At 68.0% G+C, this 25,802-nt stretch carries 23 protein-coding genes, 1 tRNA gene and 1 pseudogene; 11 read left to right on the forward strand and 14 right to left on the reverse strand.

The window, feature by feature from the left end:
* Positions 1-12: 12 nt before the first annotated feature.
* The 3 genes from phaR to phaC form a co-directional block, all read right to left on the reverse strand.
* Positions 13-552: a polyhydroxyalkanoate synthesis repressor PhaR gene (phaR, locus tag T8T21_RS06800; protein ID WP_183474135.1), complete on the reverse strand. Its 540-nt coding sequence runs from the start codon at positions 550-552 to the stop codon at positions 13-15.
* Between the two features lie 123 nt (positions 553-675).
* Entirely contained in the window at positions 676-1,140 is a 465-nt protein-coding gene (locus T8T21_RS06805) for a phasin family protein (protein ID WP_183474132.1), read from the reverse strand.
* Between the two features lie 152 nt (positions 1,141-1,292).
* Complete coding sequence (phaC, locus tag T8T21_RS06810; RefSeq protein WP_322337298.1) at positions 1,293-3,122, reverse strand: class I poly(R)-hydroxyalkanoic acid synthase; 1,830 nt, start codon at positions 3,120-3,122, stop codon at positions 1,293-1,295.
* Between the two features lie 120 nt (positions 3,123-3,242).
* Between phaC and phaZ the strand changes: the two are divergent.
* Positions 3,243-4,508 (forward strand): annotated as a pseudogene (gene phaZ, locus T8T21_RS06815) (polyhydroxyalkanoate depolymerase); the annotation flags it as partial.
* A gap of 427 nt (positions 4,509-4,935) precedes the next feature.
* On the opposite strand, the gene T8T21_RS06820 reads toward phaZ, so the two are convergent.
* Positions 4,936-6,117 (reverse strand): pyridoxal-phosphate-dependent aminotransferase family protein, encoded by a 1,182-nt coding sequence (locus tag T8T21_RS06820; protein WP_322337299.1) that lies wholly within the window; start codon positions 6,115-6,117, stop codon positions 4,936-4,938.
* Positions 6,118-6,185: 68 nt separating this feature from the next.
* A complete protein-coding gene (locus T8T21_RS06825) occupies positions 6,186-6,800 on the reverse strand; it encodes a hypothetical protein (RefSeq protein WP_322337300.1) in 615 nt (204 codons plus the stop codon).
* Between the two features lie 122 nt (positions 6,801-6,922).
* Here T8T21_RS06825 and T8T21_RS06830 point away from each other — a divergent pair, with 122 nt between their 5' ends.
* From T8T21_RS06830 to ygfZ, 3 genes are read left to right on the forward strand one after another with little or no spacing between them, the layout of a single operon-like run.
* The gene (locus T8T21_RS06830; protein WP_322337301.1) at positions 6,923-7,600 is read left to right on the forward strand and encodes a tyrosine-protein phosphatase; all 678 of its coding nucleotides are present in this window, start codon (positions 6,923-6,925) and stop codon (positions 7,598-7,600) included.
* Complete coding sequence (locus T8T21_RS06835) at positions 7,597-9,390, forward strand: ABC transporter ATP-binding protein (protein WP_322337302.1); 1,794 nt, start codon at positions 7,597-7,599, stop codon at positions 9,388-9,390. Before T8T21_RS06830 ends, T8T21_RS06835 begins: the two co-directional genes overlap by 4 nt.
* A 32-nt stretch (positions 9,391-9,422) precedes the next feature.
* Complete coding sequence (gene ygfZ / locus T8T21_RS06840) at positions 9,423-10,160, forward strand: CAF17-like 4Fe-4S cluster assembly/insertion protein YgfZ (protein ID WP_322337303.1); 738 nt, start codon at positions 9,423-9,425, stop codon at positions 10,158-10,160.
* Here ygfZ and T8T21_RS06845 read toward each other — a convergent pair.
* Positions 10,157-10,984, reverse strand: a complete 828-nt coding sequence (locus T8T21_RS06845; RefSeq protein ID WP_322337304.1) for an inositol monophosphatase family protein — start codon at positions 10,982-10,984, stop codon at positions 10,157-10,159. The two genes, ygfZ and T8T21_RS06845, sit on opposite strands and share 4 nt — an antisense overlap.
* A gap of 89 nt (positions 10,985-11,073) precedes the next feature.
* Complete coding sequence (gene efp / locus T8T21_RS06850; protein WP_183474104.1) at positions 11,074-11,637, reverse strand: elongation factor P; 564 nt, start codon at positions 11,635-11,637, stop codon at positions 11,074-11,076.
* A gap of 230 nt (positions 11,638-11,867) precedes the next feature.
* Here efp and T8T21_RS06855 point away from each other — a divergent pair, with 230 nt between their 5' ends.
* Both T8T21_RS06855 and T8T21_RS06860 read left to right on the forward strand, forming a co-directional pair.
* Entirely contained in the window at positions 11,868-12,191 is a 324-nt protein-coding gene (locus T8T21_RS06855) for a DUF6280 family protein (protein WP_026147324.1), read from the forward strand.
* A 118-nt stretch (positions 12,192-12,309) separates the two neighbouring features.
* Complete coding sequence (locus tag T8T21_RS06860) at positions 12,310-13,761, forward strand: cobyric acid synthase (RefSeq protein ID WP_322337305.1); 1,452 nt, start codon at positions 12,310-12,312, stop codon at positions 13,759-13,761.
* Positions 13,762-13,764: 3 nt separating this feature from the next.
* On the opposite strand, the gene T8T21_RS06865 is transcribed toward T8T21_RS06860, so the two are convergent.
* From T8T21_RS06865 to T8T21_RS06875, 3 genes are read right to left on the reverse strand one after another with little or no spacing between them, the layout of a single operon-like run.
* Complete coding sequence (locus T8T21_RS06865; protein WP_322337306.1) at positions 13,765-14,610, reverse strand: hypothetical protein; 846 nt, start codon at positions 14,608-14,610, stop codon at positions 13,765-13,767.
* A gap of 19 nt (positions 14,611-14,629) precedes the next feature.
* Positions 14,630-16,018, reverse strand: coding sequence for a TolC family outer membrane protein (locus tag T8T21_RS06870; RefSeq protein ID WP_322337307.1), 1,389 nt, complete (start codon positions 16,016-16,018; stop codon positions 14,630-14,632).
* 32 nt (positions 16,019-16,050) lie between these two features.
* The gene (locus T8T21_RS06875) at positions 16,051-16,704 is read right to left on the reverse strand and encodes a protein-L-isoaspartate O-methyltransferase family protein (RefSeq protein WP_322337308.1); all 654 of its coding nucleotides are present in this window, start codon (positions 16,702-16,704) and stop codon (positions 16,051-16,053) included.
* A 221-nt stretch (positions 16,705-16,925) separates the two neighbouring features.
* Between T8T21_RS06875 and T8T21_RS06880 the strand changes: the two genes are divergently transcribed.
* Together T8T21_RS06880 and T8T21_RS06885 are read left to right on the forward strand one after the other, a co-directional pair.
* Positions 16,926-16,999, forward strand: a tRNA-Cys gene (locus tag T8T21_RS06880).
* A 320-nt stretch (positions 17,000-17,319) separates the two neighbouring features.
* The gene (locus T8T21_RS06885; protein ID WP_322337309.1) at positions 17,320-18,036 is read left to right on the forward strand and encodes a bestrophin-like domain; all 717 of its coding nucleotides are present in this window, start codon (positions 17,320-17,322) and stop codon (positions 18,034-18,036) included.
* 119 nt (positions 18,037-18,155) lie between these two features.
* Here the strand turns inward: T8T21_RS06885 and T8T21_RS06890 are convergent, their stop codons facing one another.
* Together T8T21_RS06890 and T8T21_RS06895 are read right to left on the reverse strand one after the other, a co-directional pair.
* On the reverse strand, positions 18,156-18,950 hold the full coding sequence (locus T8T21_RS06890; RefSeq protein ID WP_322337310.1) for an SDR family oxidoreductase: 795 nt from the start codon (positions 18,948-18,950) through the stop codon (positions 18,156-18,158).
* A gap of 178 nt (positions 18,951-19,128) precedes the next feature.
* Entirely contained in the window at positions 19,129-19,587 is a 459-nt protein-coding gene (locus T8T21_RS06895; protein WP_322337311.1) for an Lrp/AsnC family transcriptional regulator, read from the reverse strand.
* A gap of 114 nt (positions 19,588-19,701) precedes the next feature.
* Here T8T21_RS06895 and T8T21_RS06900 point away from each other — a divergent pair, with 114 nt between their 5' ends.
* Together T8T21_RS06900 and T8T21_RS06905 are read left to right on the forward strand one after the other, a co-directional pair.
* Positions 19,702-20,607: a DMT family transporter gene (locus T8T21_RS06900; RefSeq protein ID WP_322337312.1), complete on the forward strand. Its 906-nt coding sequence runs from the start codon at positions 19,702-19,704 to the stop codon at positions 20,605-20,607.
* 17 nt (positions 20,608-20,624) lie between these two features.
* Complete coding sequence (locus T8T21_RS06905) at positions 20,625-21,863, forward strand: amino acid aminotransferase (RefSeq protein WP_322337313.1); 1,239 nt, start codon at positions 20,625-20,627, stop codon at positions 21,861-21,863.
* Positions 21,864-22,007: 144 nt separating this feature from the next.
* On the opposite strand, the gene T8T21_RS06910 is transcribed toward T8T21_RS06905, so the two are convergent.
* Positions 22,008-23,282 carry a cation:proton antiporter gene (locus T8T21_RS06910; RefSeq protein WP_183474072.1) on the reverse strand — a complete coding sequence of 425 codons (1,275 nt, stop codon included), beginning with the start codon at positions 23,280-23,282 and terminating at the stop codon, positions 22,008-22,010.
* A gap of 183 nt (positions 23,283-23,465) precedes the next feature.
* On the opposite strand from T8T21_RS06910, the gene T8T21_RS06915 reads away from it, so the two are divergent.
* The gene (locus T8T21_RS06915; RefSeq protein ID WP_322337314.1) at positions 23,466-24,710 is read left to right on the forward strand and encodes a lytic murein transglycosylase; all 1,245 of its coding nucleotides are present in this window, start codon (positions 23,466-23,468) and stop codon (positions 24,708-24,710) included.
* 63 nt (positions 24,711-24,773) lie between these two features.
* Here T8T21_RS06915 and yghU read toward each other — a convergent pair whose 3' ends face one another.
* Entirely contained in the window at positions 24,774-25,640 is an 867-nt protein-coding gene (yghU, locus tag T8T21_RS06920) for a glutathione-dependent disulfide-bond oxidoreductase (RefSeq protein WP_322337315.1), read from the reverse strand.
* Positions 25,641-25,802: the final 162 nt, after the last annotated feature.

Here is a 25,802-nt window from a genome sequence, read left to right on the forward strand (position 1 = left end):
CCGAGGTCGGCGTTACTTGCTCATCCGCGCCAGCTTGGACTGAAGCTCTGCGAGCTGCTTCTTGATGTCGTCGAGATTGTCCTCCTCGCGCTCCGGCTTGGGACCGGTGGAGCCCATCATGCCGCCGGTCATCGCCTTGAAGAAGGCGGCCTGCTGCGCGCGCATCGCGTCGAAGCCGGGCATCTGCCCCATCGGCGACACCTTGGTCATGTTCTCCATCATCTTCGACTGCCCATCGCGCAGCATCTCGAAAGAGGCGGCGAGGAATTGCGGCACCACCGAACTGGCCTGGCTCGTGTAGCTGCGCACGAGGTCGGTCAGCACGTCGACGGGCAACACGCTCTCGCCGCGGCTTTCGTGCTCGGCGATGATTTGCAGCAGGTATTGCCGGGTCAGGTCGTCACCGGATTTGAGGTCGACGATCTGCACCTCGCGGCCCGCGCGAATGAAGCCTGCGATATCCTCGAGCGTGACGTAGTCGCTGGTCTCGGTGTTGTAGAGCCGGCGGCTGGCATAGCGCTTGATCAGAAGCGGTTTCGTGGTCTCGGCCATCTCGGTTCCCCCCAAGGCATGATGCGCTGCAGCAAAGCCTAGGATGGTGTTTCACAAAAAGAAAGGGCGGGCTGCGCTTGGCAGCCCGCCCTTCGCGGCGAGGGAGGATCGCCGCGGTGCGGCTTACTTAGAGGCAGCCTGCGCGGTCTGGGCAGAGGCCTTGCGGGTCGCGGCCTGGGCGTCGGCACCGGCCTTCTTGGCGGCGTTGGTCATGTCGTCGCTCAGGTCCTTGCCGGCCGAAAGCATCAGCTCGAGGGTCTCGGTCTGCAGCTTCTTGGCGATCTCGGCGAAGGCGGCCATGTGCTCAGAGGTGGCTTCGGCCGAAGCGGAGAGGAAGTCGCTCATCGACTTGGCGTAGTCGGCCGGCTCGGACTTGGCGCGGGTCACTTCGCCGAACTTGGCGAGCGTGTCCTGGGCCCACTTCGCCGACAGCTCGGTCGACTTCTGGGCGGCTTCCAAGTTGGCGGCCGACAGCTTCTCGGCGAGCGTGCTCTGGTTCTTGAACATCTCTTCCATGTTCTTGGTGTCGACGGGGAAGGAGCCCATCATGTCTTTGAAGATCGAGGTGAAGTCTTGGGTGTTGGCCATTTGAGGTCCCTTTCTGGTCGCTGCGGCAGCTCCAAGGCCCCGCTCTATCGAACTCGTAAGGGGAATATGCATGCTGCACCGCAGCATTTCAAGTCATTATTCTGCGGTGCAGCAAAAAATTTCCCTAGGGGCAGGCTTCACCCACACGCCCTTCACTCGGCAGCGAGTCGACCCCCGAGAACATAGCGGCCGGGCGCCGGGCCAAGCGGCGGATGCGCCTTGGAGCCGGGCTCGCGGGCCGGCACCAGCTCGCCCGCGCGGGGCTTCAGCCATTCGGTCCAGAGCGGCCACCACGACCCCTCGTGCCGGGTCGCGGCGGCGCGCCATTCCTCCGGCGTCGTCGCGTCGGCCGCGTTGGTCCAGTAGCCGTATTTCTTCTTCGCGGGCGGATTGACGATACCGGCGATATGGCCCGAACCCGACAGCACGAAGGTTTTGTCCTTGGCGCCCATCTTCTTCACGCCGCGCCAGCTCGAGTCCCAGGCTGCGATATGGTCGCTCTCGCAGCCCACGGCAAAGACCGGCACGCTGACCTCCGACAGTTTCGCCAGATGCCCGGCCACCTCGAACCCGTCCCGTGCAAAGCGGTCCTCCTGGCACAGCCCGCGCAGGTACTCGACCGCCATGCGCGCAGGCAGGTTGGTCCCGTCGCCGTTCCAGTAGAGCAGATCGAAAGCGGGCGGCGCCTCGCCCATCATGTAGCTGCGGATCGCAGGCTGGTAGATCAGGTCGCGCGCCCTGAGGAACGAGAAGGTGCGCGACATGTAGAACTTGTCGAGCACCCCGGCGGCCCGCGCCTCGGCCTCGATCCCGTCGACGAAATCGTCGTCGAGGAACACGCCCACCTCACCCTGGTCCGAGAAATCGGTGAGCGTGGTGAAGAAGGTGGCGGAGTTGACCGACTTGTCCTTGCGCGCCTTGAGCACCGACAGGGTCAGCGCCAGCGTCGTCCCGGCGATGCAGTAGCCGACGGCATTGACCGTCTTGGTGCCGCAGATCTCCTTCACCGTCTCGATCGCGCGGATGTAGCCGTCCTCGACGTAATCGGTCATGCCGATCTCGGCATAGCTCGGGTCGGGGTTGATCCAGCTGACCACGAAGAGCGTGTGGCCCTGCTCGACCACGTGGCGGATCAGGCTGTTCTGCGGCTTCAGGTCGAGGATGTAGTACTTGTTGATCCAGGGCGGGAACAGCACCACCGGCGTCTCGTGCACGTCCTCGGTGGTGGGTGCGTACTGGATCAGCTCGAACAGATGGTTCCGAAACACCACCTCGCCCGGCGTGGTGGCGAGGTTCTCACCGACCCGGAAGGCGTCGCCATCGGCCAGGGTGACGACGAGGTCGCCGCCATTCGACTCGAGGTCGCGCACCAGGTTCTCGAGCCCGTCGATCAGGCTCTGCCCCTCGGTCTCGAGCGCCTTTTGCAGCGCGTCGGGATTGGTGGCGAGGAAGTTCGTGGGGCTGAACATGTCGACGATCTGCGTCGCGAAGTAGTCGAGCCGCTTTTTCTCGCGATCCGACAGTCCCTCGATCGAGTTCACCGCCTGCCGCACGGCCTCGGCATTGGTCAGGTACTGGTTCTTGATGAAGCTGAACCAGGGGTTGGTGTCCCAGAGCGGGTTGGCGAAGCGGCGGTCCTTCGGGCCATCGGCCGTCGGCGCGGTGCCGGGGATCATCTGTTGCTGCGCCTCGACGTAATGCTTGAGCGTCTGGCCCCAATAGCCGAGTTGATGCTCCATCAGCTTGGCCGGGTCGCGCATCATCTCGGCCCAGTAGGTGCCGGCGGCCTTGACGTAGAGGTCGTGGCTCGGGCCCTGCAGGTTCTTGGGCACCTGCCGCCCCTGCCCCATCGCCCCGACCAGGCGCTGGGTCAGCGCCTCGATCCGGGCGAGATTGGCCTCGAGCCGGGCTTTCGCCCCCGTGGCAGCGGCGTCACCCCCGCCGAGACCATTGTCGCCCTTGCCGTGATCGTCAGTTGTCATACACCCTCCCGCGCCCTATTTTGCAGCCGCAGCATACGACCTGACGGGAGGGTCGGACCCGTGTGCAGCCGAGGCGGGGGAGGCCCCTGCGAACCCCGGAACCCTGCCTGGAGCAGTCAAATGAAGTATATGCCGACCTACGACCTGATGGAAAGCATGCGCAATACCAACCAGTGGCTTGGCGCGACCGCGCGGGCCCTGGGTGACTACCCGGCGATGGCGATGACCAACCACCCCGGCATGCAGATGCTGAAGGCCTGGGGCGAGGTGACCGAGCGCAGCTTCGAGCGCATGGTGGTCAAGCCTGACTGGGGTATCCCCTCGATCACCGGCCCCGACGGCAAGGACCACATCGTCAAGGTCGAGACGCTGGTGAAGCGTCCCTTCGGCGACCTGATCCGCTTTACAACGCCCGGCAGAAAATCGCCGAAGCGGCGGGTTCTCCTGGTTGCTCCGATGTCGGGGCACTACGCGACCCTGCTGCGCAAGACGGTGATCAGCCTCCTGCCCGATTGCGACGTCCACATCACCGACTGGCACAACGCCCGCGACATTCCCGTCAGCAAGGGCAAGTTCGACGTCGAGGACTACACCAAATACGTCGCCGACTTCATGCGGCATCTGGGCCCGGACCTGCATGTCATCGCGGTGTGCCAGCCGGTGCCGCTGACGCTCGCGGCGACCGCGATGCTGGCCGAGGATGACGCGGCGGCGCAGCCGCGCTCGCTCACCCTGATCGGTGGTCCGGTCGATCCCGACGCCGCGGCCACCGACGTCACCGATTTCGGCAGCCGCGTGACCATGGGCCAGCTCGAGCATTCGATGATCCAGCGCGTCGGCTTCAAATACCGGGGCGTCGGCCGGCAGGTCTATCCGGGGCTGCTGCAGCTCGCCTCCTTCATCGCGATGAACGCGTCGACTCACGCCCAGGCCTTCACCGACCAGATCTTCCGCGCCGCGCAGGGGAAAGCCTCCGAGCACGACAAGCACAACCAGTTCTACGACGAATACCTCGCCGTGATGGACATGACGGCCGAGTTCTATCTCTCGACCGTGGAGCGGATCTTCAAGACGCGCGAGATCGCCCGCAACGTCTTTACCGTCGATGGTCGCCAACTCGATTTCGGCAAGATCACCACCGTCGCGGTGAAGATCGTCGAAGGCGAGAAGGACGATATTTCGGCGCCGGGCCAGTGTCTCGCCGCGCTGGACCTGCTGACCGGTCTGCCCGACGCCAAGAAGGCCGCGCATCTCGAGCCCGGCGCGGGGCATTACGGCATTTTCGCCGGGTCGAGCTGGCGCAACAACATCCGGCCCTTGGTGCTCGGCTTCATCGACGCCAATTCCGATGCGCCGGCCAAGCCGCAGGCGGCGAAGCCGGCAGCGACCGCCAAGCTCAAGAAAGCGGCCAAGCCCGCCCCGGTGAAACCCGCGCCCAAGACCAAGACCAAGGCCACGACCCAGCCGACTCCTCCGCAGCAGGCACCCAAGCCCGCCGCGCCGAAGCCCGCGGCCGAGGTGAAGGCCGCGCCGGCGCCCCAGGCGCCGAAGGAAGCGCCCAAAGCCGTTCAGGCGACGCCCGAGCCGAAGGCTCAAACGACTCCCCCGGCACCGGCTCCGCAGGAGGCGCCCAAACCCGCACCGTCGAAGCCCACCCTTGTGGCGAGCACGCCTGCCCCTCAAGCGAAGACGGAACAGGCTGGCACGCCGCAGCCGGCCGCTGGCTCGGCAAAGGACGAGACCGCCAAGACGGATCGCCCGGAACAGCCGGCGAAGCCCGGTACCCCGGACCGCGCCGCCAACGACTGACACCTCAGGCGGCGGCCAGCGCTCTGGCCGCCGCCGTCACACCGCCGCTTGCATGCGGGATCGCCAAGGCGGCGAGCCCCGCCTCGATCACGCCCAGCGCGCCCAGCACCATATGCGCGTTCACGTGGCCCATATGGCCGATCCGGAACCAACCCTCGGGCGGGGTCCGTCCCAACCCGATCCCGAAGGTCACCCCCGTCTCTGCCTCGCACCAGGCCCGTAGCCTGTCTGCATCGGGGGCTCCGAGATGGATCGAGGTGACGGCATGGCTGCGTTCCCCTGCCACCCGGACGCCGAGCCGCATCTCGCCCTCGCGTCCCCATTGCGCCACCGCCGCCCAGATCGCTTCGGCGAGCCGGGCGTGGCGCTGCCAAATATTCTCCAAGCCCTCTTCGACGATCAGGTCGAGCGCGGCGCGCAGCGCGTAGAGGTGATGCGTCGGCGCGGTGCCTGCGAAGTACTGGTAGTAGAGATCGGGCGTCGCGCGCGGCGTCCAGTCCCAATAGGGCGTCACCATGTCGGCTCGCTTGCGCGCTTCAGCGGCGCGCTCGTTGAAGAAGAGAAAACCGAGGCCCGGCGGCGTCATCAGCCCCTTCTGGCTGGCGGTGATCGCCACATCGACGCCCATCGCGTCCATTTCGAAACGGTCGCAGCCCATCGAGGCGATGCAGTCGGCGACCAGGACCGCCGGGTGCCCGCAGGCATCGATCGCCGTGCGATATGCCGCCATGTCGGCCCGGGCCGTCGATGCGGTGTCCACATGGCAGGCGATCACGGCACGGATCTCGTGACCCGGATCGGATCTGAGCCGGTCCTCCAGCCGCGCCGGATCGACCGGACCTGCCCCGTCGGTTTCGATCAGCTCGACCTCGGCGCCGAGCGCCCGCGCGGTGGCCGCGAAGGTTCGTCCGAAATGGCCCGTGACCAGCGCCAGCACCCGGTCGCCGCGCGCCAGCAGGTTGAGAAGCGCGGCCTCCCAGACGCCGTGGCCGTTGGAGATGTAGATCGCCGCGTGATGCGCCGTGCCCGCCACCCGCCGGAGATCGGGAAACAGCGTCTCGGTCATCTCGTGCAGCGCACCGGTATAGATGTTGGGCGCCGGGCGCTGCATGGCGGCGAGCACCCGGTCGGGCATGACCGACGGGCCGGGAATGGCGAGATAGGGGCGACCGTGGGAGAGCGTCATGCGAGGGGCCTTCGGAGCGGTGGTTCGCGCGCAGCCTCGCCCTGCCCGGCGCCGCCGTCAACGGGGCTTCAGCGCCCTAGAGCGCGCGCCAGCGCCGCCTCCACCCGTGCGACCTCGGCCGCGCCATCCTCCGGCATCGCGCCATGCAGGTTGTTGAGATCGCTGACATAGCCGCGGATCTGCTCGCGCAGTGAAGCGCGGCTGCGATCGGGCAGGATACCGGCGGCGCGCAGCTCCTCCTCGGTGCAGGGCGCCTTCTCCGGATACTTCGTGAGATCCGCGAGCCTGAGCCCGGCGGTGATCCCCCGTCCGCGCGAGAAGAAGCTGCGATAGTCGCGCACCGCGACGAGCCCCATCGGCTCCGGGCCGAGGCCGGCGGCATGCAGCCGCGCGAACATCACCCAGTTCTCGGCCACCCGGCGCAGCACCGGCGTCTCAAAGGCGCGCGCCCAGTCCGGGGCGCTCGGCCGTTTATCGAACCCGCCAAGCACTTCCTCACGTCGGGGTGCCTTGTAGTAGATGCAATGCTGACGCCCGGCCACCGCATGCATCAGCTTGAGCTGGGACCCCGGCAGATAGACTGCCCAGGCACCCCACTTCACCCGCCGCAGGTGCCCGTCGACGCTTGCATGGCTGGGCCACAGCCGCACCTTGTCGATCACCTCGACGTCCAGATCATCCATGCCCGCGCCTCCAGCCTGTCGTCTTGCCCTAGGCCGCCGAGGCGATCCCGTCAAATCCTCGCGCCTTGCGAGGGGGGGCCGGGATGCTTATGCAAGGCCGGATGCGTGCGATGGAATGGGCAATGACGGTTCTGCAGAAGCTGAAGGCCTGGGAAAGGCGCGCCCGCACCGGGCGGCACCATCATCTGGGTGATGCCGGCGCGCGGCGGCGCGCACTTGCAAGCTACCTGATCCTCGACCATGCGATCCTGCGCTACTGGTGGACCAACTTCCACCTCGTGACGCCCGGCGTGTTCCGGTCCAACCAGCCGACCCATGGCCGGTTCGAAAAGATGGCCAGGATCGGTGTCCGCACCGTCATCAACCTGCGCGGCGAGGGCGGGCATCCGCGCTACCTGTTCGAGGCCGAGAGCTGCCATGCGCTCGGGCTCCGGCTGGTTTCGACCCAGCTTTCGGCGCGCCGCGCTGCGCCGCGCGACCAGATCCTGCGGCTCTTCGCATTGCTGCGCGAAGCCGAGCGCCCCGTGGTCATGCATTGCAAGTCCGGCGCCGACCGCGCCGGCTTCGCCTCGGCGCTGCACCTGCTGGCCGAGGGGCGTTCGATTGAGGAGGCACGGCGGCAGCTGCACCCGCGCTTCCTGCATTTCCGGCGCTCGCGCACGGGCATCCTCGATCACATCCTCGATCTCTACGCCGCCCGGCTCGAGCGCGGCCCGATCGGCATCGAGGAGTGGATCTCCACCGAGTACGACGCCGATGCCGCCCAGCGTGGCTTCGACGAAGGGCGGGTGGGACAGTGACCGCAACCCTGCGCAGCCCCGCCCCGGCGGAAACCGGCGATCTGCGGGCCGATCGGCGCGGCCTGTTCCTCTGGCTCTGGCGCAGCTACCTGCGCAGGCACTGGCGCTGGCTGCTGGTGGCGATGGTGCTGATGGCGATCGAGGGCGGCTCGCTCGGGCTCTTCGCCTCGATGATGAAGCCGATGTTCGACGAGGTCTTCGTCGCCGGCCGCACCGAGGCGCTGTGGATCGTCGGCGTGGTGGTGATGGGCATCTTCATCGTGCGCGCCGTGACCTCGCTCGGCCAGCGGGTGCTGATGACCACGATCCGCGAGCGCAGCGCGGCCGATCTGCGCGGCGACCTGCTGGCGCATCTGATGCGGCTCGATGGCGGCTGGCACCAGGCGCATCCGCCGGGCTACCTGATCGAACGGGTGCAGGGCGACGTCACGGCGATCAATCAGATCTGGGCCGGCCTCGTCACCGGCGCCGGGCGCGACCTGACTTCGGTGATCGCGCTGTTTGCCGTGGCGATCTCTGTCGACTGGCGCTGGACGCTGGTGGCGCTGATCGGCATCCCGCTGCTGGTTCTGCCCTCGCTGATCGCGCAGAAATACGTGCGCCGCCGCTCGCGCGCCTCGCGCGAGATCGCCGCCCGCATGTCGACACGGCTCGACGAGGTGTTCCACAACATTGCGCCGATCAAACTCAACGGGCTGGAGGACTACCAGTCGGCGCGCTACGGCAAGCTGATCCGTCAACGGGTAAGCGCCGAGATCCGCTCCTCCTCGGGTCAGGCCGCCATCCCGTCGATGATCGACATAATGACCGGTCTCGGCTTTCTCGGGGTGCTGTTCTACGGCGGCGCCGAGATCATCGCCGGTGACAAGTCGGTGGGCCAGTTCATGGCGTTCTTCACCGCCATGTCTCTCGCCTTCGAACCGCTGCGCCGGCTGGGCAACATCTCGGGTCAGTGGCAGACGGCGGCGGCCAGCCTCGAGCGGATGCGCGCCATCTTCGACGCGCGCCCCAGCCTTGTCTCGCCGGCCAAGCCGAGCCCCGCCCCCAACGGTGCGCCGGAGATCCGGCTGGAGGACGTGCAGCTCTCCTACGGCGATCTGCCGGTGCTGCGCGGCGCGAGCTTCACCGCGCTGGCGGGCCGCACCACCGCGCTGGTCGGCGCCTCGGGCGCGGGAAAGAGCACGGTGTTCAACCTGCTGGCGCGCCTCGTCGATCCCCAATCGGGCGAGATCACCATCGGTGGCGTGCCGACCCGCGCGTTGAAGCTGGAGGAACTACGCGGATTGATCTCGGTCGTCACGCAGGACGCGCTGCTTTTCGACGAGACGATCCGTGACAACATCCTGCTGGGGCGCACCGATGTCAGCGATGCGCGGCTGAAGGAGGTGCTCGACGCCGCGCATGTCTCGGATTTCCTGCCACGGCTCTCCAACGGCCTCGACAGCCCCGCAGGCCCCCGTGGCTCGGCGCTCTCGGGCGGGCAACGACAGCGCGTCGCCATCGCCCGCGCCTTGCTGCGGGACACGCCGGTGCTGCTGCTGGACGAGGCGACCAGCGCGCTCGACACAAAATCCGAGGCCGTGGTACAGCAGGCACTGGAGCGGCTGTCCGAGGGGCGCACGACGCTGGTGATCGCACATCGGCTTTCGACCGTGCAGGGTGCCGACAGCATCGTGGTCATGGATCATGGCCGCGTGGTCGACCAGGGCACGCATGGCGAGCTGCTCGCGCGCGGTGGCCTCTATGCCGATCTGCACGCCCTGCAGTTCCGCGACGCCGAGACGGGCTGACGCCGCCCTTTGTCACGCCTATGTAGGACCTCATGACACAGGATCGCAGCATCATCGCCGTCACCGGCGCCGACCGAGAGGAGTTCCTGCAGGGGCTCGTCACCAACGACATCGCCCGTGCGAAGGACGGCCTCGCCTATGCCGCGCTGCTGACGCCGCAGGGCAAACTGATCGCGGACTTCTTCCTCAAGGGAGAGCCAGACCGCATCCTGATCGACGTCGCCGCCGACGTGGCGCCGCAGCTGTTCCAACGGCTCTCGATGTACAAGTTGCGCGCCGACGTGGCTTTGGCCGAAGCCGATGTGAAGGTCTCGCGCGGCACCGGACCCGCCCCGGAGGGCGCCCTGCCCGACCCGCGCCATCCCGCGCTCGGCTGGCGGCTCTATGGCGCAGCTGAGGGCGATGACGGCAGTGACTGGGCCGCGATCCGGGTCGAGCACCTGATCCCCGAATGGGGCAGCGAGCTGGGCCCCGAGAGCTATGTCCTTGAAGCCGGGTTCGAACGCCTGAACGGCGTCGATTTCCGCAAGGGCTGCTATGTCGGCCAAGAGGTCACGGCGCGGATGAAGCACAAGACCGAACTGCGCAAGGGATTTGCCCGCGTCGCGGTCGAGGGCGCCGCCGATCCGGGTGCCGAGATCGTGGCGGGTGAGCGACCCGCGGGCACCCTGCACAGCCGTGCCGGGGATCAGGCCATCGCATGGCTGCGCTTCGACTGGGCCGAGGGCGAGATGCGCGCAGGCGAAGCCCGCGTGATACGGCTGGACTAGAGCAGCGCAGGGCCGATCCGCTTGGCCGCAGCGTCCCAAGCCGCCTCGTTCGCCGCCGTCAGCAGGTAGCCCGCATCCGGCGCCAGCCCGAGATGGTAGTCGCGCCCATCCAGCATCCGCGCCACGCCACCTGCCCGCGTCACCGCGAGCGCTCCGGCGGCGTGGTCCCAGGGGTTGAGCACCGCCGCCAAGGCGATCTCAGCGTGGCCCTGGGCGATCAGCCGGTACTCGTGGCAGGCGCAACGCAACCCCATGGCGCGCCCGAAGCTTGGGAATGTGGCGGCCATGGCGGCCTGCTTTTCGCCCGGCAGCAACGACAGGGGCAGATAGGCGGTCATCAGCGACAGGTCGGTTTCGGACGAGGTCGTCAGCCGTCGGCGCGCACCGTCCGCCGTCACCATCTCGCAGGGCCCGTCTTCGTGCGCCTCGACCCGGTCGTCGAGCAACGGATCGTAGAGAATGCCATGGGTGACACGGCCACGGGCACCGAGGGCCAGGATCGTGCCGAACAGCGCGAGACCGCGCGCGAAGTTCCAGGTCCCGTCGACCGGATCGATGATCGCCGCCACCTCCGCCTCGCCCAGCCCATCCAGCAAGGCAGGGTTCCCGGCCACCGCCTCCTCGCCGAGGATCAGCGCCTCCGGGAGCCGCGCGCGCAACGCCTCCGTGATCCGGGCCTCGGCGGCGGTATCGGCCTCGGTGACGAGATCGTCGGGGCGGCTCTTGGTAGCAATCGCGTCGGCATCCAGCCGGCGGAAACGCGGCAGGATCTCCGCCCGAGCCGCCGCCTTCAGGATCTCCGCCAGTTCGTCATTGCCGATCATCGCCGCACCTCGCCAATAAGAAGGGGCGGCCCGGGAAGGGCCGCCCCGTTCGGGCGCAGTCTGGAGATCCCTGCCGCAAGGGCAAGGGGTCAGGCGCGCTCGGAATATTCCATGGTCTCGGTGTTGACGATGATGTCTTCGTCCTGAGCGACGAAGGGCGGCACCATCACCCGCACCCCATTGTCGAGAAGCGCCGGCTTGAAGCTGTTGGCCGCGGTCTGGCCCTTCACGACCGGCTCGGTCTCCACTACCTTGCAGGTCACCTTCTGCGGCAGCGAGACGTTGAGCGCCTCCTCGCCGAAATACTCGATATGCACGGTCATGCCGTCCTGCAGGAACGGGCGACGTTCGCCGAGCAGTTCGGCCGGCAGCGCGATCTGGTCGAAGGTTTCGCTGTCCATGAAGGTCAGCATGCCGTCGGTTTCGAACAGGAACTGCTGGTCCTTCTGCTCGAGACGCACGCGCTCGACCTTGTCGGCAGAGCGGAAGCGCTCGTTGAGCTTGGAGCCGTTGCGCAGGTTCTTCAGCTCGACCTGGGCGAAGGCACCGCCCTTACCGGGCTTCACGTGATCGACCTTCACGGCAGCCCACAGGCCACCGTTATGCTCGAGGATATTGCCGGGGCGGATTTCGTTACCGTTGATCTTGGGCATGTCGGTCCATGTGACGGAATTGGGGCGATGGGTTGATCGCAATTGGCCTCCGCCTATATCTCGCGGGTCGCTGCAAGGCAAGCTGAGCCGACGGCGCAGGGGCTTGAGCGACGAGCCATGCACCATACGCATGGCTGCCATTCCGTTTAGGGCGCATCGAATCGGTAGCAAATTCGATAAGTCACCGGGACGCATTGGCGACAAGAGCAAAAAGAACGTAAGGAAGCATGATGAAGGATTTCGTTGACGGCACCGCCTACAACAACGAGCAGGGCAACCGCGCCCGCAAGCTCTTCGCGGCCGTCGTCCTTGCCGCTCTGGATGACGCCATCGCCGACGACAAGAAATATGGCAATGGCCCCGAGCAGATCGCCCGCTGGGCCCGGTCGCGTGATGGCCGCGAAGTGCTGTCCTGCGCCGGTATCGACCCCAACGAGCGCGTCGTCGCTGGTCTGATGGAATTCGTCGGCAAAGGCGTGCGTACCTCGGTCGCCCTGTCGCGCGAAGAGAGCGAGCGTCGTCACGCTGCCGAGCTGGAATCCCGCGCCGCCTGATCCGCGCGCCAGCTTGAGAGAAAAAAGCGCGGCTCCTTCGGGACGCCGCGTTTTTTCTTGGCCTTTTCCCCGCTCATCTGCCCCTGTACCTGCGGCGCAGGCAACGAGGGAGCACGCGATGGGGCGGGCGATCATGATCCAGGGCACCGGCTCGAATGTCGGCAAATCGCTGATCGTGGCCGGGCTGGCGCGGGCCGCGCGACGGCGCGGGCTCTCGGTCGCGCCCTTCAAGCCTCAGAACATGTCGAACAACGCCGCCGTCACCCTCGATGGCGGCGAGATCGGCCGGGCCCAGGCCCTGCAGGCCCGCGCTGCCGGCATTGCCCCTCTGGTCGACATGAACCCCGTTCTCCTGAAACCCGAGAGCGAGACCGGTGCCCAGGTCGTGGTGCAGGGCAAGCGCCTGACCACCGCACGGGCGCGCGATTATGCCGCGCTCAAACCCCGGCTGCTGCCGCGGGTGCTCGAAAGCTTCCATAGACTCGCGGCGGCGCATGACCTGCTGATCGTCGAAGGGGCCGGCAGCCCGGCCGAGGTGAACCTGCGGGCAGGCGATATAGCCAATATGGGCTTTGCCCGGGCGGCGGGCGTGCCGGTCGTGCTGATAGGGGACATCGACCGAGGTGGCGTGATTGCCCAGCTGGTGGGCAGCCATGCGGTCCTCAACGCCGATGACGCGTGTCTGATCCGCGGCTTCGCGGTCAACAAGTTTCGCGGCGACTCGTCCCTCTTCGCCGACGGCATGGCGTTCATCGCCGCCCGCACGGGGTGGGCGCCGCTCGGGATCGTGCCGCATTTCGCGGAGGCCTGGCGACTGCCGGCCGAGGACGCGGCCGAGATCGTCTCGCGTCCCGGCGGGCCGGTGAAGATCGCGGTGCCCCGGTTGAACCGGATCGCCAATTTCGACGATCTCGACCCGCTCTCGGCCGAGCCCGATGTCAGCGTCGAGATGATCGCACCTGGCCGCCCCCTGCCCGGCGACGCGGATCTCGTGCTGATCCCCGGCTCCAAATCCACCATCGCCGATCTCGCCGCCTTCCGCGCCGAGGGTTGGGACATCGATCTGAAGGCGCATGTGCGGCGCGGCGGCCGGGTCCTGGGCATCTGCGGCGGCTACCAGATGCTGGGGCGCAGCATTGCCGACCCGGAGGGCATCGAGGGCGCACCCGGCAGCGTAGAGGGGCTGGGCCTGCTCGACGTCGAAACCGTGATGCGCCCGGAAAAGCGGCTGGGGCTGGTGCGGGGCCGCCTGCGCGACGGCGGCGCGATCGACGGCTACGAGATCCATATCGGCGAAACCGCAGGCCCGGATCATGCGGCCCGGGCCTGGATCGAGATCGACGGCCGACCCGAGGGGGCAGCGAGCGCGGATGGACGGGTGCGCGGCTGCTACCTGCACGGCCTGTTTTCCGACGACGCGTTCCGCGCGGCCTTCCTCACGGAACTAGGCGGGCGCGCCTCGGGTGCGAGCTACGAAGCCGGCGTGGAAACGGCGCTCGATGCGCTGGCCGCGCATTTGGAGCGCCATTTCGACATCGATCGCCTGCTCGCCCTCGCCGAGCCGGTCTGAGGCTCAGTCGAACTCGCCACTGGCCAGCGCGCGGAAGATTTCCCGACGCACCAGCTTGCGCAGGTTGCCGGTGATGCGATCGCCGAGCGGACCGCGCAACTCCTCGCGCAGCACGTCGCGGATCATGTCGCGCAGGAGATCCTCGTCGATCTGGGGCATCTCATCGGCCGGGGCGGCGGTGGTTTGCGGCTCTGGCGCCGATGCGACGACGGGCGCCGGCTCCCGAACGGCAGGCGTTTCGGCCACGGGCTCGAGCGCCTTGGGCGGCAGCGCGACTTTCGGTGCCGGGCGCGCCGGGTGACGGCGGCTCAGGAAGGGCGCATCCTCGGCGCGGGCGTTCGACCAGTCCATGACCGGCGCCGGCTCGCTGCCATCGGGCTCCCATTCATCGTCCTGATGGGTGACGGCCGATTCGAGTTCGGCGATCGTTTCCTTCAGCTTGGGACGCGGCGCGGGGGCCGGCTGCGGCTCCGCGGCAATGCCGGTTGGCTCGAAATCCTGATCGTCGTCCTCGACTTCGGGCTGGGATTGCGATGGGCCGGGAAAAGGCGTCGGCGCGGGCCGTGCGCCCGCCTCCGAGCGCCCCGCCACGCGCAGTGCCGGCGTCAGCATGAGGGGGGCGTCCTCGCGACGTTCTTCGCGGGCACGCGACGGCAGTTCCCGCCCCTGCTCCGGAGCGGCTTCGGGGCGCGGTCGCGCCCCGCTACCGGCGCCCGGCGCCTCGCCATCGGCGAGAAGCCGGCGGATGGAGGAAAGCACATCCTCGATTTCGACGCTCTTGACCGGATCCGACATGATCTTCCCTGCTTGCCTCGTCAGGAGTCTAGCGAAGCCCGCCGCCTCCGGCAACGATCCCGACGTTACGGGATTAACGTCCGATGGCGTCCAGCACGCGGTCGAGGGCCTTGCCCTGCTCGGAGGTGCTCGACGGCGCATTGCGCACGAGGTTGTAATACGCGACCGGGTCATAGACCTGCACCGCGAGCCCCAGCTGCTCCGCCGTCAGCCGGCCGATCGAGGCCAGAACGACATAGGTCGCCAGAGTCTCGTCGATCTGCGCCGAGGCAAGCGTGGCGCGCGCGTCGAGCAGGTCCTGCTCCGCGTTGAGCACGTCGAGCGTGGTCCGCGCCCCGAGGCGGGCCTCTTCGCGCAGGCCGTCGAAGGCCACCTGCGCCGCCCGAACCTCGCGGCCCGAGGCTTCGATGCTGGCCCGCGCCACGGCCAGCAGCGCATAGGCATTCTCGACGTTGCGGTCGATGGTACGGCTGGTGTTGATCAGGGCGCCCCGGGCAGCGTCACGCCGGGCCTTGGCCTGGCGCACCTGGCTGGCGATCCGGCCACCAGAATAGAGCGTCTGGTTTGCCGTGATGCCGATCTGCTGGCTGTCCTCGAATTCGTCATCGACCGTCAGGGTGCCGCTGAGCGACACGGTCGGCCGCTTGGCGGCCTCGGCCGCGGCGATGTTGATCTCGGCCACCGAGATGGAATGCTGGGCCTCGAGGATCGAGGGATGCTCGCGCCGTGCGATCGCCTGCGCCTCGGCAAGGCTGCCGGGGATCCGGGCATCCGGAACCGCCCCGAGCGGACCGGGGGCGCGGCCGACGGCGGCGCGGAACTCGGCGCGCGCCTGGGCGAGCTGGCCCTCATCGGCGGCGAGCTGGCTGCGGGCCGACGCGAGCTGCGCTTCGGCGAGCGAGACGTCGGTACGGGTGATTTCGCCAACCTCGAACCGGTCTTGGGCTGCGCGCAGTTCCTGGGTGATGAGCTGCAGGTTGTTCTGGCGCAGTTCGACGAAGGCGGCGGCGCGGCGCACTTCCATATAGGCCTCGACGACCCGCTGCAGCACCTGCTGCTCGATCTGGCGCAGCCGCTCGCGCGTCGATAGCACCAGTGCCTTTTGCGAATCGAGGCCGTAGCGGGTCTGGCCGCCGTCATAGAGCAGCAGCGAGGCGGTCAGCGAAACCTGCGAGGAGACGTCGAAGCTGTCCACACCGACAACGCCCGAGGCGCTGTCGCGCCGCTGGCTGCTGGTGGAGAGCGCGGTTTGTGCCGACCAGCTCAGGATAGGCCGCAGCGTTGCCAGCGCCTGCGCGACATCCTCGTCGGCCGCGCGGAGCAGTGCCCGGTTCTGGTCGAGCAGGCCGCTATGCTCGTAGCCATGCGCCAGCGCGCTGGCCAAGGTGTCGGCCCGCGCCGCTCCGAGGCTCACGGCGGCCAGACCGGCGCCGAGAACCAAGCTTCCAATCAAACGCCGCATACCGCCCCGTCCCCTTTTCTTTAATCGCTATGTTACAGCACGAAATCCTGCGCCGCCTCGAAGCCCGACAACAGCGGCGCCCCGGCATTGAATGCGAAACGCCAGGAGATCCTGCCGTCGATCTTGTAGCCGACACGAACAACGCCGAGCGCACCTTCCGCGAAGATTGCCGCGACCCGGCCGCCCTCGCGCAGCTGATCGGCCAGCGTATCGGGGAAGCGCTCGATGGCGCCCTCGATCATGATCACGTCGTAGGGGCCGCTCTTGGGGGCGCCCTCGGTCAAGGGTGCGCAGATCACCGCGGCGTTATCGACGCCGTGCTCGGACAGGATCGACTGCGCCTCGGCGGCGCGCGCCTCGTCATCCTCGACGGCGGCCACGAATCCCGCGAGCCGCGCGAGAAGCGCAGTGGAATAGCCGAGCCCGCAGCCCAGATCGAGTACCGCGTCCTGCGGATCGATCTCGAGCGCGTCGAGCATCTTGGCCAGGGTCCGGGGCTCGAGCACCACCCGGTCGCCGCCCAGGGGCAGGTTCTCGCCCACATAGGCCGCCTCGCGCAGGCCCGCCGGCACATAGGCCTCGCGCGGGACATCGAGCATGGCGTCGATGATCGGGAATTTCGTCACGTCGGAGGGCCGCACCTGGGTGTCGACCATGAAGACGCGGCGGGTCGCATAATCAACCACGGACCGGACTCTTTCGTTCAGTTTCGCCATGACCGTGATGCCACAACCCCGGGCAGGCGGCAACTGCTCCCGCCGCCCGGCGGTCCCGGCTTCGCCCCATCCAGTGCCGCGGCGGCCACACCTGGCGCGCGCCGGCGCCGGCGCCGCCCCGCCCTGCCCCTCATCCGCCCCGATAACCGCTTGACGACCCGCGCCGCAGCGCCTAGTGAAGCCGCCACCGAGGCGGGTTGGCGGAGAGGTTACGCAGCGGATTGCAAATCCGTGTAGACCGGTTCGATTCCGGTACCCGCCTCCACATCATTTCAAGCACATACGATCTGCGCCGCCGAGTAGGCGAGAGTTGCGCTCTTGCTTCCGGTCTGACGGATCACGGGCCGCGTCTCGCTTTCGTCCTCCTGGCAGGGCCAAACGGGCGTCCCCCACATTCTCTACTACAGCTCACACTTGAACGGCGCCCTGCGTGAACAGGCCGGATCTTGCCGGTGACGGGGGACGATGTGTATCAACCGCTGAGAGCGCCTGATCTCCAAGCGCGAGGTTGATCGGGCCAGAGCGATGTATGACGTCCCCTCCTATGTGATCGCATTGATCCTGGCTCTCGCCATGCTTGCCTCCATGTGGCTGGGCGGCGCGATCGGCAGACGGCGCCATGTGACGGCGAACGGAGACAGCAAGAGCCAGGCGAACGCCGTTCAGGGTTCGCTCCTCGGCCTTCTGGCGCTGTTGCTAGGCTTCACCTTTTCCCTGTCGCTGGGGCGCTACGATCAGAGATCCGCCGCAGTGGTTCTCGAGGCGAATGCCATCGGAACCGCGTGGCTGCGCACCGATCTGATAGGCGACGAGCGGCGCGAGGAGGCCCGGACGCTGCTCCGGGAATATGGCGCCATCCGGCTCGAATCCGCGACGGTGGCCGCATCCGATCAGGAGGAACGGGCCCACCTGCTCGCCGAGGCGGAGGAGGTGTTCGGCCGTCTCTGGCGCGTGGCCGCAGTCGAAGCGCGGGAGATGGGCAACCCGGTGGCGATGAGCTTCGCTGCCAGCCTGAACGACATGATCGACGCGCTGGCCACGAGAGACGCGGCCATCGACCGTCACGTCCCGGAGCTGGTCCTGATACTGCTGTTCGGAACCTTCATCCTTCTCGGCGGCGTGGTCGGCTATTCCACTTGGATCTCGAACATCCGGCCCGGCGTCCCCGTCTATGCGATGATGATCCTGATCGTCGTCCTGGTCTTCCTGATCATGGATCTGGACCGGCCGCGCCGCGGGTTGATCGCGGTGGATCAGTCCAAGCTCGTCGCGACAGTCGCCGCGATGGATCTGGATCGCTGAGGGCCAAGGGCACGAGGCACTAGGTGCGCGGCTGCCTGCATCTCCGGGCTTGAGCATCACTTCAGACGAAGCAGACTTACCAATGCAGCGGGTGCATGCGTGCCAGCGAAGGTCTCGCCTCAGTCGCCCGGCGTGGCGGCCGGTCCTGCGAGGATACCACCGTCGATCGTCAGCTCCGCCCCGGTCATGTAGGTGACCTCGTCCGAAGCGAGCATGACGGCCAACGCGGCGACCTCCTCCGCCTCACCGAACCGCCGCAATGGCGTGTCGGCGACCATCGCGGCCTCCCGTTCGGCGCGGTCCGGGCCATCGCCCAGCATCGGCTCCCACATCGGCGTCATGATCGCCGCCGGGTGGATCGAGTTGCAGCGGATCGCGAGGCCCTGGCCCGCGCAGTAGAGCGCGACAGACTTCGTGTGGTTGCGGATCGCGGCCTTCGACGCCGCGTAGGCTGCCGCCATCGGGATCCCCACGAGGCCGGAGCGCGACGAGATGTTGATGATGGAGCCCGCCCCCTTCGCCCGCATCGCACGAATGGCATAGCGGCAGCCGAGGAAGGTGCCGTCATTGTTGACCGCGTGCACCGCGCGCCAGTCGGCGAGACTCGCATTCTCGGGGTCGTGCGCGGGCGGCGGGCCATCGAACGGCCCTTCGAAACCGGTGATGCCCGCATTGTTCACCAGCACGTCGAGGGCGGGGAAGCGTTCGGCCACCGCGTCCCAGTCCGCTTCGGAGGATACGTCGAGCCGAGCGAAACGCGCGCCGATCTGGTCGGCCGTCGCCTGGCCCGCATCGGCATCGATGTCGGTCAGGATCATGGCAGCACCTTCGTCGCGAAAGGCGCGAGCAATGGCGGCTCCGATCCCGCGCGCGCCCCCTGTCACCAGAGCGGTCTTGTTCCGTAGTCTGGACATGGCACCTCCTAGACTTCGCGTTCGATGGAATGACGTCGATCGTTCGAAGCGCAGCACCGACCGAGGGCAGTGAGCCGGAACACCGGTGGCGCTGATCCATCAGGGTTCGCCCCTCCTCGAATGGCAAGAGATTTGAAGCTGGGTTCCTGTCGCAGTCGAATTGCCGCCAGGCACCCGGTCAGTCGATCCGGGGAAACACCGTCCGTCGCTTGACCGTGCCATAGGCAAAGCTCGTCTCGATCGCGGCGATGCCGCCGATCTGGTGCAGCTTCTGGCGCACGAAGATCTCGTAATCCTGCAGGCTCGAAACCAGCACCCGCAGCAGATAGTCGTCATCCCCGGTCATCATGTAGCAGTCGAGGATCGCGTCGATGTCGCGTACCTTGCGCTCGAACTCCGCGACCTGCGCCTCGCCATGCCGCTCCAGCCGGACCCGCACGAAGGCGGTGATCGGCAGGCCATAGGCGGTCTCGTCGACGATGGCGGCGTAGCCACGGATAACGCCGCTATCCTCCAGAATCCGCAGCCGTCGCAGGCAGGGCGACGGTGAGAGACTCACCTTCTGCGACAGTTCCTGGTTGGTCAGCCGCCCATGCGCTTGGAGCGCAGCGATGATCTGCCTGTCCTTCTCGTCCATTTCCCGCCCCTTCTTGGCAGATTCTGCCAAAATCGCCTTCTCTCCAAGCAGAGATAGCAAGCCGATTGCTGAGACGCCACGCCATGCTGCGCCCGAGACAGGCAGGAGAGCGGCATGACCACGACCTTCACGACACCGACCGACGCGTGGCCCGCCGCGCCTCGGCTGGCAGGCTGGGTCGCCGTCGCGGTGGCGGTGACGATCTGGGCGGGGTTCGCGCTCTCGATCCGGGCGATCGGCGCATCGGCGCTGGCACCGGCCGACGTGGCGCTGATCCGCTTCGGCCTGCCGGTGCTGATCCTCGCGCCGTGGCTCGCTTCGCGGCTTCCGGCGCTGCGCCGGGTGCGGCCGCTCGATGCCGCGCTGGTGGCGCTCGGGGCGGGACTGCCCTTCTTCTTTACCGCCTCATGGGGCGGTGGGCTTACCTCGGCAGCGCATGTCGGCGCCCTGATCGCGGGGACCACGCCGCTCTCGGTCGCGCTGCTCGCCTTCCGGATCGACAGGACCGCCGTGTCCCGCGCGCGGGGCCGTGCGCTGGCCCTGATCCTCGGCGGCGTGGCGCTGCTCGTGGCGGGCCAAGGCGCGCTCGACGGCGCGGCGCTCGGTGGCGCGGGGCTGCTGCTGGGCGCGAGCCTGATGTGGGGCGCCTACACGCTCGGGCTGCGGCGCGCCGGGCTCGACCCGATCGGCTGCACCTTGCTGCTGTGCCTGCCCTCGCTTGCCGCGCTGGCCGCGATGATCGCCACGGGCATGGTCGAGACGCGGATCATGACCGTGCCCTTCGCGGAGATCCTGCCTTTCCTCGTGGTGCAGGGCCTCGGCGTCGGCGTGCTGGCGAGCCTCGCCTACGCCGCCGCGATCGCCCGCCTCGGCCCGGCGACCTGCGCCGCCGTGGGCTCCCTCGCCCCTGCCCTCGCAGCCCTCGGCGCGGTGCCGCTGCTGGGCGAGTCGCTGACGCCGATGATCTTCGCCGGCATCGCCATCGTCACCCTTGGCGTGTTCCGCGCCGCCCGTTCTTGATCCCGAAGGAGACCGTCATGCTCGACCGACTGCCCCAGCCCGGCTCCGATCCGCTGTGGAGTCTGATCTCAGACTTCCGCGCCGACCCGCGCCCGGGGCGCATGGATCTCGTGGTTGGCGTCTACCGCGATGAGAGCGGCGAGACACCGGTGCCTGCGGCGGTGCGCCGGGCCGAGGCGCAGCTCGCGCAGGCCGCGCCCTCCAAGGCCTATCGCGCGCTGTCCGGCAATGCCGCATTCAACGTGGGCATGGCGCGTCTCCTGCTGGGCGACGTGTCGGCTCGCCTCGCCCGCACCCATGCGATGCAGAGCGTCGGCGGCACCGGCGCGCTGCGGCTTCTGGCCGAGATGATCGCCGCCGCCCACCCGGATGCGACCGTCTGGTCGAGCGATCCGGGCTACATCAACCACCGGCCCCTGATGACCGCACCGGGCCTGCGCTTCGAGACCTACCGGCTGCGCGAGGACGCCCGGGGCCTCGATCTGGACGCGATGCTCGACGATCTGAAGGCGGCGGTGCCCGGCGACGTGGTGCTGCTGCATGGCTGCTGCCACAACCCGTCGGGCATCGACCTGTCAGATCCGCAATGGGCCGAAGTCTCGGCCTTCTGCGCGGTACGTGGACTGATCCCGCTGGTCGATATGGCCTATCAAGGCTTCGGCGATGGCATGGAGGCAGACGCCGCGGGGCTGCGCCGCGTGGTGGACGAGAACCCCACCGTGCTGATCGCGGCCAGTTGTTCCAAGAACATGGGGCTCTATTGTGAACGCACCGGCGCGGCGCTGGTGGTGGGCGAAAGCCCCGCCGCGATCGCCCCGGTCGGCCCGCTGCTGGAGCGGATCGCCCGCGCCAGCTACTCCATGCCGCCCGAGCATGGTGCGGCAATCGCGGCTGAGATCCTCGCCGCGCCGGAAAGCTGGCTCCGCGAGGTCGACGCGATGCGCGCGCGGGTGAACGGCCTGCGTTCGGCCCTGGGCGATGCGCTGGAAGCGGAGGGGGCGAACCCGGCCTTTGCCGGTCTGCGTCGGCAGAAGGGAATGTTCTCGCTGCTGCCACTCGGACCGGAGGAAATGCGGCGGCTGCGCGAGGAGTTCGCGATCTACGGCACCGATACGGGGCGCATCAACGTCGCGGGGCTCAGGCATGACCAGATCGCGCCGCTGACCCGCGCCTTGCACGCCGTATCCCGCATTCGGACATTCGCCCGGCCCAGCCCCGCGGCCCCTTTGCAAAGGCAGGTCGAACTGATCGGATGAGAGGTCCACAGGAAGTAGCGGACCGCTGATCGTTCAGGCTTACGAGGCGCGGATGCGCTAGCCGATTGAGGCGAAACATCACCCTGAACTGGAAGACCGATCCGGGCAGATCGCTCGGATCGGTCCGCACCTAGCGGCGCCCCCTCATCGATCGACAGCGAGCTTTCGACGTTCACGCGTCTCGGAGGATTGCTCCATCGCCCAGCCGACGCTGAAGCCATGGAGAATGGTCGAGATCAGGATCACCAGCGCCACCAAGGACCACAGCGCGTCCTCGTTGACGAACTCCATGTGACTGCCAGCATAGCACAGGTAATAGATCGACCCGATGCCGCGCACGCCGTAGACGGCGACGATCATCCGGTCGCGTGGATGGAAACCGCTCCCGGCGAGCGACACCCAGCCCGCCAGCGGCCGGATCACCAACAGCAGCGCCAGCGCCGCCACAACCTGCCCCCAGCTGAGGTCGCGGAACAGCAGCGGCAGCACCGTGCCCAGCGCCACCAGAAGCACGGCGGTCAGCGCGTGCTCGATCGATTCGGAGAAGTCGTGCAGGCGGCGGTGGAAATGGTGATCCGCCTCGATCCGGCGGAGCGTCAGGCCGAGGATCGCCACCGCGATGAACCCGTAGCCCTCGACCAGCTCGGTCGAGCCATAGCACAGCAGGATACCCGCCAGCGCTACCACGCCCGAGCCGGTCTCGGCCAGGGCGGCGTCGGAGGGCAGCCGGAACAGTATAAAGGCCAGCGCCTTGCCACCCAGCCAGCCCATGGCCGTGCCCACGGCGATCCGGTAGACCACGTCGAGCGCCAGCCACTCCATCAACCAGTTGCCGGGGTTCAGCCCCTCCGCCGCGACGATCAGACCGAGATAGACGAAGGGAAAGGCGAGGCCGTCATTCAGCCCTGCCTCTGTGGTCAGGGTGAAGCGGACGGGATGCTCCTCGCCTTCCTGTGGCGGTCCGACCTGCACGTCAGCGGCGAGCACCGGGTCGGTGGGCGCCAGAACCGCGCCGAGCAAGATCGCCCCGGCCACGGTCATGCCGGTGAGCCCGACCCCGAGAAGCGCCACGGAGAGGATCGTCAGCGGCATGGCGATGCCCAGCATCCGGATCGTCGGCATCCACCGCGCCCAGGAGCCCAGATCATCGATCCGCATGCCGGCTCCGAACAGCGCCACGATCACGGTCAACTCGCTCGCAAGCTCCCACGGCAGCGGCGCCTCGCGCGGGTCGGGCAGCGTGGCGAGGTCGGGAAGGAGCAGCGCCACGCCTGCACCGAACAGGATCATTAGCGGTGCCGCGGCTGGTTCGCGCCGCGACACCAGCCGCGGCAGCCAGCGTGCCGCGATCACCACCAGCCCCAGCACCGCCAACGCGATGTGGTAGCGATTGAACCCGAAAAACGCCTCTTCCTGCATCCGCCTCGCCTGCCATGTCCTGCGACCTTCGCGTCAGTGAACATGCGTCGGTCCGCAGCGCAGGCAAGCTCGGCGTCCCCGGCGGGATCACGCCGGGTGGCCTGCCCCGCGCTCCACAGCGCCGTGACCGGGACGGGTCGGCGGTCTAGGGTCCCCAGACCATTCCGTTTGCCGGAGGCCCCGATGATCCGCCTGATCGCCCTGTGCTTGCTGATCGCCCTGCCCGCTGTCCTGCCCCTTGCCGCCAGCGCACAGGACCGCGCGGCTGTCGAGCGGCAGTTCCGCGAATGGCGCGAGCGGACGCTCTGGCCGCAGGCGGCGCGCGAGGGCGTGTCGCGCGGCACTTTCGACGCGGCGCTGGGACATGTCGCGCTGGACTGGGACATCCCGGATCTCGCCCCGCCCGGCGCGCCGGCCCAGCCCCAGGGGCGCCAGCGTCAGGCAGAATTCGCCAGCCCCGCCGCCTATTTCTCGCGCGGCGCGGTCGAAGGCGCGGCGGCGACCGGCCGGCAGATGGCGGCGCGCCATTCCGGGGTGCTGCGCGCGGTGGAGCGGGCGACCGGCGTGCCGGGGCACATCATCCTGGCGATCTGGGGCCGCGAGAGCGCCTATGGCCGCGCGGCGATCCCGCATGACGCCTTCCGCGTCCTCGGCACCAAGGCCTTCATGGGGCGCCGCGCCGAATACTTCACCGCCGAGCTGCTGGCGCTTCTGCGCATCGCGCAGGCCGGACACGCGCCTGCCGGTGCGATGAAGTCGAGCTGGGCCGGGGCGCTGGGCCAGCCGCAATTCATGCCGTCGAGCTTTCTGAAGTTCGCAGCCGACGGCGATGGCGACGGTCGGGCCGACATCTGGCGATCCGAGGCCGACACCCTCGCCTCGATCGGCAACTACCTCGCGCGGCACGGCTGGGTGGCGGGGCGTGACTGGGGCTTCGAGGTACGGGTGCCCGCGAATGTCTCCTGCGCGCTGGAAGGACCGGATCAGGGCCGCCTGATCCGCGATTGGGCCGCCATGGGCATCAGCCGCGTCTCGGGCAAGCCGTTTCCGGCGCATGAAGCCGCCGCGACGGGCTTTCTGTTGATGCCGGCCGGCCGGCACGGTCCCGCCTTCATCGTCACGCCCAACTTCTACGTGCTCAAGGACTACAACATGAGCGATCTCTACGCGCTGTTCGTCGGCCATGTCGGTGACCGCATCGCCTACGGGTCCGGCGATTTCGCGGCGGGCTGGGGCGCGGTGGGCGGGCTCATGCGCGGCGACGTGGCCGCCATGCAGCAGGCGCTGATGTCCAAGGGCTACGACACTGGCGGGGCCGACGGGCTAGCGGGCTACAAGACCCGCCGCTCGATCGGCCAGTGGCAGGCCACGCAGGGGCGGGCGCCGACCTGCTTTCCCGAGGCCGGGATGAAGGCCGCATTGCGCTGACATGCAAACGAAAAGGGCCGGCGTCTCACGGCGCCAGCCCTCTTTACTCGAAGATGCGCCGGCTCAGCCGCCGATCTTGTCCTGCGTTTTGGTCTCGAAATCCTCGGCCGCGTGCCGTTCGTGCAGCTGCAGGGCCGGATCGCCGAAGGAGCGGTTGACCATGCGGCCCCGCTGAACCGCGGGCCGGGCATCGATGGCCTTGGCCCAGCGCATCACGTGGCCGTAGCTCTCGACGTCGAGGAACTCGGCGGCATCGTAGAGGCGGCCCAGCACCAGTTGACCGTACCAGGCCCAGATCGCCATGTCGGCGATCGAGTACTCATCCGCCATGAACTCATGCTCGGCCAGATGCCGGTCGAGCACGTCGAGTTGGCGCTTGGTCTCCATGGCGAAACGGTTGATCGGGTATTCGAACTTTTCCGGTGCATAGGCATAGAAGTGTCCGAAGCCGCCGCCCAGATAGGGCGCGCTTCCCATCTGCCAGAACAGCCAGCTCAGCGCCTCGGTGCGCCGGCCCGGCTCCTTCGGCAGGAAGGCCCCGAACTTCTCCGCCAGATGCAGAAGGATCGCACCCGATTCGAAGACCCGCTGCGGCGCATCGCCGGTGCGGTCCACCAGCGCCGGGATCTTGGAGTTTGGGTTGATCTCCACGAAGCCCGAACCGAACTGGTCGCCCTCGCCGATCCTGATGAGCCAGGCGTCGTATTCTGCGCCCTCATGTCCCGCTTCGAGCAGTTCCTCGAACAGCATCGTGACCTTAACGCCATTGGGGGTGGCCATGGAGTAGAGCTGGAACGGATGCTCGCCCTCGGGCAACGGCTTGTCATGGGTCGCCCCGGCGATGGGGCGGTTGGTCTTGGCGAACTGGCCGCCATTCTCCGCATCCCAGGTCCAGACCTTGGGCGGGGTGTACTCGGTGAGATCCTTCATCGCGGGTGTCCTGACATCTGTGACGGGTTGGTCCGGTAGATGTCCCTGCGGAAGGTGGCTGTCGAGGGAGAGGCCCTGCACAATCCGTTGCGCACTTCCGCACCACGGCCCGATCCGCCTGCAATGATGCAGCCATGACGGTTCCATATGCCTTCGAAAGAC

The organism is Limimaricola variabilis (assembly GCF_034371605.1).
Lineage (GTDB): Bacteria > Pseudomonadota > Alphaproteobacteria > Rhodobacterales > Rhodobacteraceae > Limimaricola > Limimaricola variabilis.